The organism is Paraeggerthella hominis (assembly GCF_021044775.1).
Taxonomy (GTDB): domain Bacteria; phylum Actinomycetota; class Coriobacteriia; order Coriobacteriales; family Eggerthellaceae; genus Paraeggerthella; species Paraeggerthella hominis.
In genome coordinates this window covers 19,416-32,776 of the sequence record NZ_JAJNOQ010000005.1, presented here as the reverse complement: position 1 = coordinate 32,776, position 13,361 = coordinate 19,416, and the positions used below count along the sequence as shown (strand labels likewise).

Here is a 13,361-nt window from a genome sequence, read left to right as displayed (position 1 = left end):
CGTGGGAGCAATGCGGCGTACTGGCGTCGGGTTTGCTCGCGAAGATTTCGCGGCAGGTTCGTGGGTTTCTCGTTTGAAAATGGTTCCTTCGCGGTTTCACTTTATACTGGGGCATGACACATTGCCGGCTCTCGGATGCAGCGCTGCATGCTGCAGGAGCGAGGCCGTTAGCGCATAGGAGCTGTGTATATGGACGTAATCCTCATGATCGTGTACGCCACGCTGGTGCTGGGCTTTCTCGTGTTCATTCACGAGGGCGGCCATTACCTGGCGGCGCGCGCGTTCGGCGTGCGCGTGACCGAGTTCATGCTGGGCTTGCCTGGCCCCAGCATCGGTTTCACCAAATGGGGCACGAAGTTCGGCGTCACGCCCATTCTCCTGGGCGGATACGCAAAGGTGTGCGGCATGGAGCCGGGCGAGATGAGCCCGCATCTGGAGCAGGTTCTGGCCGCCCTGTACCGGCGCGGCACCGCCAACATGGAGGACATTGCTGCGGACTGCGGCATTACCGACGACGAGGCCTACGAAGCGCTCGAAGAGCTGACGGAGTGGGGGTCTATCGTGGGCCCCTCGAAGAAGGACCAGTACAACACGTATCGAACGCCGGAGTACGTCCCATCCAAGAAGCAGATCAAGTCCGCCCGCGCCGCCGGCCTTCCCGAACCGGTTGCGGGGGCGCTCGGCGAAGCGCGTCCGGTTTCGGATCCGCATGCGTTCTTCGAATCCGAGTACCGGCAGCAGTATCGCAGCCTGCCGTTTTGGAAGCGCGCGATCATTCTGGTAGCGGGCGTTGCCGTGAACCTGTTGTTCGCCGTGCTGCTGTTCATCGTCTTGTTCTCGGTGATCGGGATCGACATGCAAAACCCCACCACGGGCGTTCTGCAGCATGTCGTCGTGGGGCCGATTCAGGCTATCCAGATGGGATTTTCGTACATCGGCATGGTGATCCAGCTGATCGCGGGCCTGTTCAATCCGGCGACTGCGGCCGAAACCATGTCCAATTCCTCGTCCGTTATCGGCATCGCGGTCATGTCGAAAGACGCGTTCGAGGGGGGTCTGGTCAACATCCTCCAATTCTTTGCGGCTATTTCGGTGTCGCTCGGCATCATGAACCTGCTGCCCATCCCGCCGCTTGACGGAGGCCGTTTGGTCATCGAGCTGTTCCAGAAGCTTGCGCGTCGCACGGTGTCCATGAAGGCCCTCAACTACCTTTCGATGGCGGGCATGGCGCTGTTCGTGTGCTTCTTCTTGGTGATGGCGAATCAAGACATCCAAAGGATCATATCGGGCGTCGGCTTCGGCGCGTAAAGCACGCGCTCCGCGAAATCCCTGTGCATTTGCTTCGCCGAGCGGTCAATCAGCGGTAGAATAACCTGCAATGCACTCGTGCGCCCTGTGCCCTTTGGAGCCGGGCGCGGTTCTGCCGCATCGCGTTCGCGATCGGCGGGGATCAGAAACGGAGAAACGATGGCGATCGACGCCAAACCGAACGAACGCACCCGTCGGGTGATGGTCGGCGACGTGCCGCTGGGCGGCGGCGCGCCCGTTGTCGTGCAGTCGATGCTCAACGCGCCGGCCGACGACGTGGCTGCGAACCTGGCCCAGATCCGAGCGCTGGCCGACGCGGGGTGCGAGGTCGTGCGCATGGCCATTCCCCGGCGCGCTTGCCTTGACGCATTCCAGGCCGTGTGCGAGGAATCTCCGCTGCCCGTGGTGGCCGACATTCACTTCGACGCGGGCATCGCGGTCGAGGCGGCGCGACGCGGCGCGGCGAAGCTGCGCATCAACCCCGGCAATATCGGCGGGCTGGCCAAGACCGATGCCGTGCTCGACGCTGCAGGCGAGGCGGGTATTCCCATTCGCATCGGCGTGAACGCCGGTTCGCTTGACGATGCCATTGCGGCCCGCGAGGATCTTTCGCAGCCGGAGAAGCTGGCGCTTTCGGCCGTCGACTACGCGCGCTACTGTGAAAGCCGCGGCTTTCGGGACCTGGTGGTAAGCGCGAAGGCTCACGACGTGATGACCACGGTGCGCACGTACCGCCTGCTCAGCGAAAAGCTTCCGGGCGTTGCGCTGCACATTGGCGTCACGGAGGCAGGCACCACGTTCCAAGGCGTCATCAAGAGCGCGTGCGGCCTGGGGATTCTTCTTGAAGAGGGGATCGGCGACACGCTGCGCATCTCGCTTACCGACGATCCCGTGCAGGAAATTCGCGCATGTTGGACGCTGCTTGCGGCGCTCGACCTGCGCCGGCGCGCCCCCGAGCTCATCAGCTGCCCGACGTGCGGTCGCTGCCAGGTCGACCTTATCGGCATGGCGCGGCAGGTTGAGGATCGCATCGCGGGGCTGGACAAGCCGCTCAAGGTAGCGGTCATGGGATGCGTGGTGAACGGACCCGGCGAAGCTGCCGACGCCGATATCGGCGTTGCGTGCGGCAAGGGGTCGGGCGTGGTGTTTTTACAGGGAAAGGTCGTCCGCAAGGTGGAGGAAGAAGCCATCGTGGACGCTTTGATGGAGGAGATTGGAAAGCTATGACGAATTCGAATATCATGCGTATGAGCCAGCTCTACGCCCCCACGCTCAAGGAAGATCCCACCGATGCGGAGATCGCCAGCCATAAACTGCTGCTGCGCGCTGGCTTCATTCGCAAAACGGCGTCGGGCGTGTACACGTTCCTGCCGTTGGGCAAGCGCGTCCTGTCCAAGGTGGAGGGCATCGTCCGCGAGGAGATGGACGCTATCGGCGCTCAGGAGATCATGATGCCCGCGCTGCAGCCGGCGGAGCTTTGGCACGAGTCCGGCCGTTGGAACGATTACGGCCCCGAGCTCATGCGCCTGAAGGATCGCCACGACCATGAATTCTGCTTGGGGCCCACCCATGAAGAGCTGCTCACCGCGCTGGTTCGCAACGAGCTGCGCTCGTACAAGCAGCTGCCCCTTTCGCTGTACCAGATCCAGGTGAAGTTCCGCGACGAGATCCGCCCGCGCTTCGGCCTTCTGCGCAGCCGTGAATTCATCATGAAGGACGCGTACAGCTTCCATGCCGACCAGGAGTCGCTGCAGCAAACGTATGACGAGATGAGCGAGGCGTACGGCCGCATCTGCGATCGCATGGGCCTTGACTACCGTCCGGTCGAGGCCGATCCGGGTCAGATCGGCGGCAGCGTGACCTGCGAGTTCATGGCGCTTGCCGAGGCTGGCGAAGCGGAGCTTGTCCATTGCTTGTGCGGGTACGCCGCGAACACCGAAGCCGGCGACTGCCTGGCTCGCCCGACCGTCTACGACGTTCCGGCCATGGAAAAGGTTGCGACGCCCGACGTCCATACCATCGCCGAGCTGGCTGCGTTCCTGGACATTCCCGAGTCCTCGACGGTGAAGGCGCTTTCCGGCAAGAACGACGAGGGCAAGCTGGTGGTCATGTTCGTGCCCGGCGATCACGAGCTCAACGAGATCAAGGCTGCCCGTGCGGCTGGCGGGTTCACGCTGCTGACCGACGAGGACATGGAGTCCTTCGGCCTGCACAAGGGCTCGATGGGCCCGGTGGGTCTGCCCGAGGGTGCGTACGTGATCGCCGCGCGCAGCTTGCAGGCGGTTCCGAAGTGGGTCGTGGGCGCGAACGAGGACGGCTATCACTACGTGGGAGCGCAGCTGGGCGTTGACTTCAAGGTGGACGAATGGGCCGACCTGTGCATCGTGCGTCCCGGCGACAGCTGCCCGACCTGCGGGCTTCCGTTGGAGGGCGCGCGCGGCATCGAGGTTTCCCAGGTGTTCCAGCTAGGCGACAAGTACTCGCGCTCCATGGGCGCCACCTTCATGACGGAGGACGGCTCCGAGCAGCCCTTCCTCATGGGCTGCTACGGCGTGGGCGTTTCGCGCACCATGGCCGCCATTGTCGAGCAGCACAACGACGAGAACGGCATCAGCTGGCCGCTGACCGTCGCCCCTGCTCATGTGTGCGTCATTCCGCTGACGGTGGGCGATGACGAGGTGCAGCCTGCGGCCGAGAAGCTGGCGGCCGACCTGTCGCGGATGGGCCTTGAGGTGGCTATCGACGATCGCAAGGAGCGCGCGGGCGTGAAGTTCGCCGACGCGGACCTGATCGGCTGGCCGCTGCAGATCATCGTGGGCAAGCGCGGCCTGGCGGAGCAGAAGGTGGAGATCAAGCGCCGTAGCACCGGTGCGCGCCGCGACATCCCCTTGACCGCGCTGACCGATGCGCTTGCGTTCGCGCAGCGCAACTCGAAGGTGTGGGGCTCCGAGGTTTCGCTCTTCGGCAGCTTGTTCGAATAAAAGACGCGCGCAGGTCCAAGGATAGGGTAGGTCGAGACGAGGCAAGGGGGCACGCTTCCCTTGCCTCGTCCGTTTCACCCGGGACATTGCTTGCGCGCTCGTGTATTGAGGAAGAGAGACGTTGTGCAACGCGACATCCAGGCAGTTCTGTTCGATCTCGACGGTACGTTGCTCGATACGTACGATCTTTTGCTGGCCACGTTTCGCTATGCCACGCGCACGGTGCTGGGCGAAGTCGTTCCCGATGAGGCGCTTATGGCCAAGGTGGGGCAGCCGCTCAACACGCAGATGCGGGATTTCACGGACGACGATTCCGTGCACGAGGAGCTGTGCCGCGTGTACCGGGAGCACAACGCCGTGATCCACGACGACCTCATCAGGCTCTTTCCCGATACGATCGACATGCTGAACCGCCTGAAAGACGAAGGAGTCCCGCTTGGCGTGGTCACTTCGAAGCGGCACGATCCGGCGATGCGCGGCCTCGATTGCTTCAACCTGGCCGGCTACTTCGATTTCGTGGTGGGATCCGACGACTGGCCGGAGCACAAGCCGAGCCCCGGTCCCGTTGCCCACGGGTGCCGGCTGCTCGACCTTCGTCCCGAAGCGTGCCTGTACGTGGGCGATAGCCCCTTCGACATGCAGGCGGGCAACGCCGCGGGATGCGCGACGGCGGCAGCGCTCTGGGGCATGTTCTCGCGGGGCATGCTGCTTGGCGAAAGCCCTACGTACGTGTGCGGGCGCTGCTCGGACGTTCCCCCGTTGCTCGGGATCGGTTCCTCTTCCTACCGAGCCTGATTCGGCTGGCCGTACGTTTTAGCCACCCATTGCTCGGTAACGTCCAAGAACGCCTTCGTCGCGGCCGAGGTTGTTTTCATCGAGCGGACGGCGATGCCGATTTCGCGACTCGTTTCCACTTCGGGAGGCACCACGGCTATGGGGAAGGGGGCGTTGCGCAGGATGAGGTCGGGCAGCACGCTGAACCCCAACCCTGCGCTCACCATGCTCATCACCGCATAGTCGCTGTCGACGGTGAAGCGCACGTTGGCTTCCACGCCGTTGTTGCGGAAGAGCGCTTCCATCTCCGACGACGTTCCGCTGAGCAGCCGTATGTAGGGCTCGCCCGCAAGGGAGCGTGCGGGGAAGCGCTGCGCGTCGGCCAGCGGATGATCCGGGGGAAGCGCCACGAGCAGGGGGTCGTGGCGCAGGGGCAGGGAATCCATTTCCATTTTGATAGGATAGACGAAAAAGCCGCAGTCGGCGTCGCCGCGATATACGGCTTCTTCCAGCGCATCCTCGTCGTCCATGCAGATGAGCTGGAGGTCGATGCCGGGATGCTGGGTCAGAAACGTTTTCGCTATGCCGGGAAACCACTGAGTTGCCGTGCTGGTGAAAGCCGCTACGCGGACGATGCCGCTTTCCAGATGCTTGAGTTCGGCCAAACGTGCTTCCAGCTGTCGTTCGCTGTTGCAGACGTTTTGCATCCAGGGCAGCAGGTCCTGGCCCTCCGCCGTGAGGCGCGTGCCGCCGTACTCCCTTACCAGCAAGGTGACGCCCAGATCTCGTTCGAGCGAGTTCACAAGGTAGCTTATGCCGGCTTGGGTGTATCCAAGGTCGTGCGCCGCCTGTTTGAAGCTGCCCGTTTCGGCTACTTTGAGAAGCGCCTCGTATTTCTGATTGCCCATACCGTTCGCCTTTCGCGTCGATATCGTGATTCTCGCGTTTATTGCGCAAACGAACAAGGGGTATGACATGGCTTTACAAGAATTACTTTAATTTTTGAAAAGATAGTCTCGTTTTACTTTTTATAGCCGAACCCGTAGTATGTCGGAAATTCAATCGTAGTCGTGCAAGGCTTCTTGATAGAAGTCTTTTATTTCGTACGCTGTCTGTCGCACCGTCGCGCACGTGGAAGGAGGAGCTGTGGCGTATCGTTCGAGCAAGCGTTGGCCTTACGTGGCTCTTGTCGTTTTGCAGACCGTTATCTTCGGGTCGGGCAACGCCATCACGAAGATGGCGTACGACAGCATCACGCCGCTGTGGTGCCTGGCCATTCGCTTCGGCTTGGCGCTGCTCGTGTTCGCGCTGTTCTTCGGTCCGCGTATCGTGCGCCAGGTCAAGGGCGTGCGCTTGCGCGTTTGGGTGCCTTCGGCCGTATGCATGGCGCTTGCGTACCTCACCTGCAACGTGGCGCTCGATTTGACCACGGCCACCAACGTGGGCTTTCTGGTTGCTTTGCCCGTGGTGTTCGCGCCGCTGCTCTTTTCAGTGGTGAATCGGCGCCGGTACCCTCTGGCCTTCATCCCGTTTCAAGTTGCCGTCGTCGTGGGGCTGTATCTGCTGTGCAACAACGGCGGGGCTCTGACTTTCGGATGGGGCGAGGTCCTGGGGCTTCTGTCCTCCGTTGCGTTGGCGGGGGCGCTCGTGTTCGGCGAGCGGGGGTTGGCCGAGCTTGACGCGGTTGCCGTGGCCGGCACGCAAATAGCCATGTCGTTCGTCGTGTCCCTGGTTTGCGCGCTTGCGTTCGAAGTGCCGGTCGATCTGGCTGCCGTGCAGCCGATCGCGTGGGGCACTATCGCGTTTTTGGCCCTGCTTTCTACGTGCCTGACGTTTTTGCTGCAGAACTTGGCGTTGACGGCGCTGCCGTCGTCGTCGGTGTCGCTGCTTTTGACGGGAGAGCCCGTGTTCACCGCCGTGTTCTCGTTCGTCCTGCTTGGCGAGGTGCTTTCCGCTGCCGGTTTTGCCGGGGCCGTCGTTATCGTGTGCGCCGTGATGGCCGCCACGTACGTAGAGGGCCGTCAAGCCTCCGGCGCGCGCGAGCATGCGCTGGCTGCCCGAGGCGCGCTCGAGGGCGTGACTTCCGCACGCGTGGCGGCTCTTGGGGCGGAAGCCTCGCACGCGGCGCTGCCCGACCAACTGGCGCTCGCCCGCGAGAACGCCGCATAGCGGCGGTTCGCATTCAGTTCGGGGCTTCGCTTCCCTGCATTTGCATTCACATGACGGTTTCCTTGCGCGCATTGCCCTTTTCGCCGATTTAGTGCATCATGATTGCAAAGGCTGGGTTTTCGATTGCCCGGCGAATCGCAGGCGAAGGAGGCATCCATGGCTAACCTCAGCGACGGATTCAAAGACATTTTCTTGGCCGGTATCGGCGCTATGGCTATTACCGGGGAGAAGACCAAGGAGCTTGTCGATCAGTTGATCGCAAAGGGCGAACTCACGGTTGATCAAGGCAAAGAGATCAACACCGAGCTCAAGCACAAGGCCGAGGACGCCGTGTCCGCCATGCGCTACGACATGCTCGAGGCGCGCATGGTCGCTATGACGCCCGAAGAGCGAGCCGAGTTCGCCGCCAAAGCCGCGGAGTTCGCTGCGAAGGCGGATTCCAAGCCGGCCGACGTCGAAGTGGGCGATGCGTCTTGCGTCGAGGTGGACGATCCTGCCAAGAGCGAAGAGCGTGCTGACCAGCAGGTTTCCGGCGCATAGCGTGCGAATGAACGCATGATCGACAACACCGTACTCAAGCACTTCTTCAGCACCGGCGCGGACATCGATCCGGAAGGGCGCTTCAATCTCAACCGGAAGACGAGGGCGCGCCGGCTGAAGGAGATATATTCGATCCTTCAGAAGCATCGCGTGCTGCACGGCTTCACGCCCGAAGGCTTCCGAGCCATGCTGGAAGATCTGGGCCCGAGCTTCGTCAAAATCGGGCAGACCCTTTCCACGCGCTCGGAGATTCTTCCGAAGGCTTACTGCGACGAGCTTGCAAAGCTGCAGATGGAGTGCGACCCTCTGCCGTTCGACCAGATACTCGCTGCGCTCAATGACATGTACGGCGATGCGCAGGGGGATTTGTTCGACGCCATCGACCCCACGCCGCTTGGCAGCGCGTCGCTTGCGCAGGTGCACAAAGCTCGCCTTGCGACGGGGGACGTCGTGGCCATCAAGATACAGCGGCCGGGCGTGAAGGCCACGATGGCGCAGGATATCGATATCATGCGCACGATGGCGCGCCAGGCGTCGCGCTTCATGAAAGACGAGCAGATGCTCGATCTGCGCGACGTGGTCGAGGAGCTGTGGGCCACGTTTCTTGAGGAAACCGACTTCCAGCGCGAGGCGGCGAACCTTGAAGAGTTCGCGCGCTTGAACGCGAACGTGGCGTTCGTCGACAGCCCTCGGGTGTACCCGGAGCTTTGCAGCGAATACGTGCTGGTCATGGAATATATCGACGGCATTCCCATCTTGGCGGTCGATCGGTTGCACACCGCTGGGTATCAGCTTGAAGAGATCGGCGAGAAGATCCTCGACAACTATGCCACCCAGATTCTCGATCACGGGTTTTTCCATGCCGACCCGCATCCGGGCAACCTGCTTATCCGCAACGGCAAGGTGGTGTATATCGACCTGGGCAACATGGGTCGCCTGTCGCCGCGCGACCGTGCGGGCTTCGGCAGCATCATAGAAGCGGTGGGCATGCAGGATTCCGCAGAGCTTAAAGATGCTCTCATGTCGTTCGCCGCCTCGAAGGACAACGGGGTGATCGACCATACGCGTTTCCTGGCCGACCTTGATTTGCTGCTGAGAGACTACGGGTCATGCGATGTGGCCGATATCGACATTGGCGAGTTTCTTGCCGATATTCTTATGCTCACGCGTTCTTGCAAGGTCACGCTGCCGTCCTCTATCACCAGCGTGTCGCGCGGCATCGTGACGCTGGAAGGAACCATTGCGCCGTTCATTCCCAATGAAAGCGTCGTCGGCATCATCAACGCGCATATCCAGCGTTCGAAGGACCCGCAAGGCAAGCTGATTTCGGCCGTCGAGGATCTGGTGCTTGCGCTGCGCTCGTCCGCGAACGGCGCGCTCGGCGCGGCCCAGTACTCAGGTGAAGCGCTCAAGATGCTCACGCGCGGGCAGCTGAAGATGAACATGGAGGTGCTTGGATCTGAAGCGCCGCTGTCCAAGCTGGCCAAGATCATCAACCGCTTGACCATGGGAATCATCATCGCCGGGTTGTTCATCGGCTCGTCCATGCTGTCGCTGTCCACAATGGAGCCCCGGCTTCTGGGCGTGCCCGTCCTGGCGTTCTTCGGCTATCTGGGTGCTGCCATTTTGTCTATCTGGGTGATCGTCGACATTCGACGCCGTAGAGTTTGAGGCTTTTCGCCGAGGGATGCGCGACCGGATGGGCCGATGGGTCTCGCGGTGTGGGCGGGCGTTCGCGGGTTCAGCGGTCTCGCAGCGCGGCCGCGCGATGCGGGAGGGAGGCCCCTGGCTTACGCTGCGAAGACGCTATCCAACGGAGGGGTCGGGCTTGCGCACGAAAAACCGCCCTCGCTGGCAGGTTCTTGCGGTTTGAGGTCGTTTGATCGCCCGTGAAGAGCGCTCGCGAAAGTGCAGCGCGCCAAGCCGAAACTGTGAGCAGGCAAAACGAAAATCGGGTTGAGCGCCAACAAGAGCAGCACTCGACTCGACGACCTCAAACTGCAAGAACCTGCCAGCGAGGGCGGTTTTTCGTGCGCAGGATCGCGTTTGGCGCGATCGTTTGCCCGAGCGCCCGGTGGGCCCTGCGACCACGCGGCCGGGCGTTCGCTTCGCGGCGGGTTTCAGATGGATCGCTCGTGGTAAGGAGCCTTGTTCAACGCCCTGTGGAAACGCCTGTGTCGACGGTTTCCGCATGGTGTGCGTTTGCATTCGGTGCGAACGCGCGAATGGGCAGTGCGAGCGTGAAACCGCAGCTTGCGATTGTGCGACCTGCGTTGCTCCCGAGAGCGCAACCAAAAGTTGCGCAAGATTCCAACTGAAATTGGTCGCGCTCGAAGCGTTGCAACCGTACTCTTTTCAATACGCTATGATGAGCGAAACGAGAAAGGGAGCACGATGAACGTAGAGATCGCGCAGCGTCTGGCCGAGCGTCGCAAACAAGCCGGGTTGTCTCAGGAGGCTTTGGCCGAGAGGCTGGGCGTGTCGCGTCAGGCCGTGTCGAAATGGGAGCGGTCCGAGTCTTCCCCCGACACCGATAACCTGATCGCGCTCGCGCAGCTGTACGGGGTGTCGCTGGACGATTTGCTGTACGTGGACGAAGGCATGCAAGATGACGTGATATTCGAGGCGGCCGACCGGGCTTCCGAGCGCGAGGCGACGGCCTGCGAGAATCGCGATGAGTCCAGTGCGAAGGAAGCGCCTACGGACGACGAGGTCCCGAATACGGAGAACCCTTCCAAAGTGCGCATAGGCGTCGGGGGCATCCACGTGGAGGACGGCGCGGAGAAAGTTCATATTTCCTGGCGCGAAGGAATTCACGTAATCGATGGAGAGAAGGGCGAAGAGGTGCATGTCGGGTGGAATGGCGTGCATGTGAAAAGCCCCAAGAACGGCCCGGATGACGACGAGGTCTTCATCGACGGCGATAACGTGGTCATCAACGGCGAGCAGTTCGATAGCTGGCACGACGCTCACGCCAAGTACGGCCATCGGGGCAGTGGCCGGTGGGACGATCCGTGCGGCTACACCGTGCAGGGCGAGCGCTTCGAGACGCTTGACGATGCCCGCGCGAAGTACGGTGACGAGGTGGGGAAGAGCATCCCGGTTCGCAAGCATTATCTGCGCGAGTTCGAGCGGTCATGGCTGAAGTTTCCCTATCCGCTCGTGGTTATTCTGGCGTACCTGCTGATCGGCATCATGAACGGGCAATGGGGGATGGGCTTGTTCCTGTTCTTCACCGTGCCGCTGTACTATATGGTGGGCCATGCCGTGGGGCGTCGGCGCATCGCTCCGCTTATTGCCGGAGCGTATCCGCTGGGAGTGACGGCTTGGTTTTTCTACATGGCGTTCGTCTTGAGCCAGCCGCATCCGGCTTGGGTGGCGTTTCTGACCATCCCGTTGGTGGAGTGGCTTGTGTTCAGCCTTTCCCATTGGTGGCGCGATCGCAAGCGTCGCAAAGCCGCTGCTCAGAGCGCCCCTATCGACGTGTAGGGGGAAGGTGCGGGATGGATTTGCCTCTTTTTCAGCCGTTATTTCTTCCCTGTATGTAAAAGCGCCCCGGTCGTTAACAACCGGGGCGCTTTATCGTAGATTGTACGTTTCGGGCGGCTTAGACGAAGCGGCTGTAGTCGTACGTAGCGGGCTTGTTGTGCTTGCTACGCTGCTTCTTGGCCTTCTCGTTCGCCTGATGCTCGGCGTTGCTCTTCTTCGAGACGCGCTTGGCCGCGTTGGAGTAGTTCTTGGAAACGTTCTCGCGCTTTTGGCCCTCGAACTTGCGGTCGAAGCATCCCTCGCGCTTCGGTCCCTCGCTGCGCTTGCCTTCAGGGCGGTTGCTGCGTCCGGGACGGTTGTCCTGGTCGCGCTTGCCCGCAAAGCTCTTGCCTTCCGAGCGCTTCCCATCGAAGCTCTTGCCGGCGGGGCGCTTGTTGTCGCGGTTGCCGTCACGTCCGCTTGCGGAGGAGCGGTTGCCGTTATAGGAGCGGCCGCTGCTCTTGCCGCCCTTGCCCTTGTAGCCGCCGCTGCGCTGACCCGCGCCCTTTTTCGGCTTCTCGAGCACGGAAAGGCTCAGCTCGTAGGTTTCCAGCTCCATAAGCGGGATATCCTTGCCGATCAGCTTCTCGATGTCGCGCATGGTGCGGCTGGACTCGCGGGTGACGAAGGAGATGGCGTAGCCCTGCTCGCCCGCGCGGCCCGTGCGGCCGATGCGGTGCACGTAGTCCTCGGGCATGTCGGGCAGGTCGAAGTTGATGACGTGGTCCACGTCGGGCACGTCGATGCCGCGCGCCAAAACGTCGGTAGCCACCAGGATGGACGTCTTGCCGCGACGGAAGTTCTCGAGCGCGCGACGACGCTGGCCCTGGCTTTTGTCGGAGTGGATGGACTCGGCGCGGAAGCCGGCGTCGCACAGCGCCTCGGCGCAATCCTCGGTGCGGTTCTTGGTGCGGGCGAACACGATGACGCGCTCGGAGCCCTTTTCGTTCAGCACGGCCTGCAGCAGTTCGGGCTTCTCGTGGTTCTTGATGGGCATCATGAACTGCTCGACCGTTTTGGCGGTCTCGCCGTTGCGGGCGATCTCGACAATCGCGGGGTCGTTCAAAAGCGAGCCCAGGTTCTTCTGGATCGACTGATCGATGGTGGCCGAGAACAGAAGCGTCTGGCGGCATTCGGGCGTAGCGTCCACAATGGTGGTGACGTCGGGCAAAAAGCCCATGTCAAGCATGCGGTCGGCTTCGTCAAGCACCAGCGTTTCGACGCTCTTCAGGTCCACTACGCCACGCGACATGAGGTCCTTCAAGCGGCCCGGGGTGGCGATGAGCACGTCGGTGCCGCCGCGCAGCTCCTTGATCTGCGGGCCGTAGGGCGTGCCGCCGAAGACCGTGGTCACGAAGTGGCCGGTCTTGCGCGAGATCTGCATGCAGGTGCGAGCGATCTGCTGCGCAAGCTCGCGGGTGGGGCTGACTACCAGCACGCGAGGCGCGCGGTTGCGGCCCTTGAGGCGGGGCAGGGTGGACAGCGTGGGCAGCAGGAACGCGGCGGTCTTGCCGGTGCCGGTGCTGGCGGCGGCAATCAGGTCGCGGCCTTCCATGATCAGCGGAATGGACTGCTCTTGTACGGGGGTGGGGTTCTCGTAGCCCAGACGCTCAACTGCGGCAAGCGCAGCTTCGGAAAGGCCGAGGTCGGCAAATTTGGACATATTCTGTTCCGTTCTCTTCATGCGCGCCTTCATGCGCGCTGGTTGTTCGCATGCGCCCTCAGCTCCCCCTGCAAGAAGGGGACGGCTCTAAGCGCTGCCCTGTTCGCACCCGCTCCTGCGGCGTGCATTGCGCTTGACCCGAGCCGCTTATCTCAATCTGTTTGGCGAAACTATGCGAACGCGCGAAAAGAAACGAGAAAGAATTTCGTGTGAAGCGACCATCTAGTATGGCCCTTGCGGCTTCATATAGGAAGAGAGAACGCCCAGAAACACGTTGAATGTGTGCGAATCTCCACGGAAGCCGGGTCTGGCGACTGCACGTTTGGCCTTGCCCGTTTAGTAGCGGCGAGCGTGTGGAAGACGTTCGCGGTTGTTTGCCTGCCGTCTGCGGTACAGGG

Annotated in this window: 10 protein-coding genes; 8 read left to right on the top strand and 2 right to left on the bottom strand. The window is 62.1% G+C overall.

Going from position 1 to position 13,361, the window contains the following annotated elements:
- The first annotated feature begins 189 nt into the window (after nt 1-189).
- From LQE90_RS06805 to LQE90_RS06790, 4 genes are all read left to right on the top strand, one after another.
- On the top strand, nt 190-1,308 hold the full coding sequence (locus tag LQE90_RS06805; RefSeq protein WP_216529097.1) for a site-2 protease family protein: 1,119 nt from the start codon (nt 190-192) through the stop codon (nt 1,306-1,308).
- 159 nt (nt 1,309-1,467) lie between these two features.
- Nucleotides 1,468-2,535 carry a flavodoxin-dependent (E)-4-hydroxy-3-methylbut-2-enyl-diphosphate synthase gene (gene ispG, locus LQE90_RS06800; protein WP_216529098.1) on the top strand — a complete coding sequence of 356 codons (1,068 nt, stop codon included), beginning with the start codon at nt 1,468-1,470 and terminating at the stop codon, nt 2,533-2,535.
- Entirely contained in the window at nt 2,532-4,289 is a 1,758-nt protein-coding gene (locus LQE90_RS06795; protein ID WP_301282391.1) for a proline--tRNA ligase, read from the top strand. The genes ispG and LQE90_RS06795 overlap by 4 nt, the downstream gene beginning before the upstream one ends.
- Nucleotides 4,290-4,412: 123 nt before the next feature.
- On the top strand, nt 4,413-5,084 hold the full coding sequence (locus LQE90_RS06790; RefSeq protein ID WP_114567087.1) for an HAD family hydrolase: 672 nt from the start codon (nt 4,413-4,415) through the stop codon (nt 5,082-5,084).
- Here the strand turns inward: LQE90_RS06790 and LQE90_RS06785 are convergent.
- Nucleotides 5,072-5,971 (bottom strand): LysR family transcriptional regulator, encoded by a 900-nt coding sequence (locus LQE90_RS06785; protein WP_216529099.1) that lies wholly within the window; start codon nt 5,969-5,971, stop codon nt 5,072-5,074. The genes LQE90_RS06790 and LQE90_RS06785 overlap by 13 nt on opposite strands.
- A gap of 238 nt (nt 5,972-6,209) precedes the next feature.
- Between LQE90_RS06785 and LQE90_RS12520 the strand changes: the two genes are divergently transcribed.
- From LQE90_RS12520 to LQE90_RS06765, 4 genes are all read left to right on the top strand, one after another.
- Entirely contained in the window at nt 6,210-7,232 is a 1,023-nt protein-coding gene (locus LQE90_RS12520; RefSeq protein ID WP_216529100.1) for a DMT family transporter, read from the top strand.
- A gap of 156 nt (nt 7,233-7,388) precedes the next feature.
- Nucleotides 7,389-7,772: a phasin family protein gene (locus LQE90_RS06775; protein ID WP_216529101.1), complete on the top strand. Its 384-nt coding sequence runs from the start codon at nt 7,389-7,391 to the stop codon at nt 7,770-7,772.
- 15 nt (nt 7,773-7,787) lie between these two features.
- The gene (locus tag LQE90_RS06770) at nt 7,788-9,443 is read left to right on the top strand and encodes an ABC1 kinase family protein (protein ID WP_216529102.1); all 1,656 of its coding nucleotides are present in this window, start codon (nt 7,788-7,790) and stop codon (nt 9,441-9,443) included.
- Between the two features lie 723 nt (nt 9,444-10,166).
- The gene (locus LQE90_RS06765) at nt 10,167-11,261 is read left to right on the top strand and encodes a helix-turn-helix transcriptional regulator (protein WP_216529103.1); all 1,095 of its coding nucleotides are present in this window, start codon (nt 10,167-10,169) and stop codon (nt 11,259-11,261) included.
- A gap of 118 nt (nt 11,262-11,379) precedes the next feature.
- Here LQE90_RS06765 and LQE90_RS06760 read toward each other — a convergent pair whose 3' ends face one another.
- Nucleotides 11,380-12,963, bottom strand: coding sequence for a DEAD/DEAH box helicase (locus LQE90_RS06760; RefSeq protein WP_216529104.1), 1,584 nt, complete (start codon nt 12,961-12,963; stop codon nt 11,380-11,382).
- Nucleotides 12,964-13,361: the final 398 nt, after the last annotated feature.

Bases quoted from the DNA above. Each gene is read 5' to 3' on its own strand.
- LQE90_RS06805 (WP_216529097.1), top strand. From the start codon at position 190: ATGGACGTAATCCTCATGATCGTGTACGCCACGCTGGTGCTGGGCTTT.
- ispG (WP_216529098.1), top strand. From the start codon at position 1,468: ATGGCGATCGACGCCAAACCGAACGAACGCACCCGTCGGGTGATGGTC.
- LQE90_RS06795 (WP_301282391.1), top strand. From the start codon at position 2,532: ATGACGAATTCGAATATCATGCGTATGAGCCAGCTCTACGCCCCCACG.
- LQE90_RS06785 (WP_216529099.1), bottom strand. From the start codon at position 5,971: ATGGGCAATCAGAAATACGAGGCGCTTCTCAAAGTAGCCGAAACGGGC.
- LQE90_RS06775 (WP_216529101.1), top strand. From the start codon at position 7,389: ATGGCTAACCTCAGCGACGGATTCAAAGACATTTTCTTGGCCGGTATC.
- LQE90_RS06770 (WP_216529102.1), top strand. From the start codon at position 7,788: ATGATCGACAACACCGTACTCAAGCACTTCTTCAGCACCGGCGCGGAC.
- LQE90_RS06765 (WP_216529103.1), top strand. From the start codon at position 10,167: ATGAACGTAGAGATCGCGCAGCGTCTGGCCGAGCGTCGCAAACAAGCC.
- LQE90_RS06760 (WP_216529104.1), bottom strand. From the start codon at position 12,963: ATGTCCAAATTTGCCGACCTCGGCCTTTCCGAAGCTGCGCTTGCCGCA.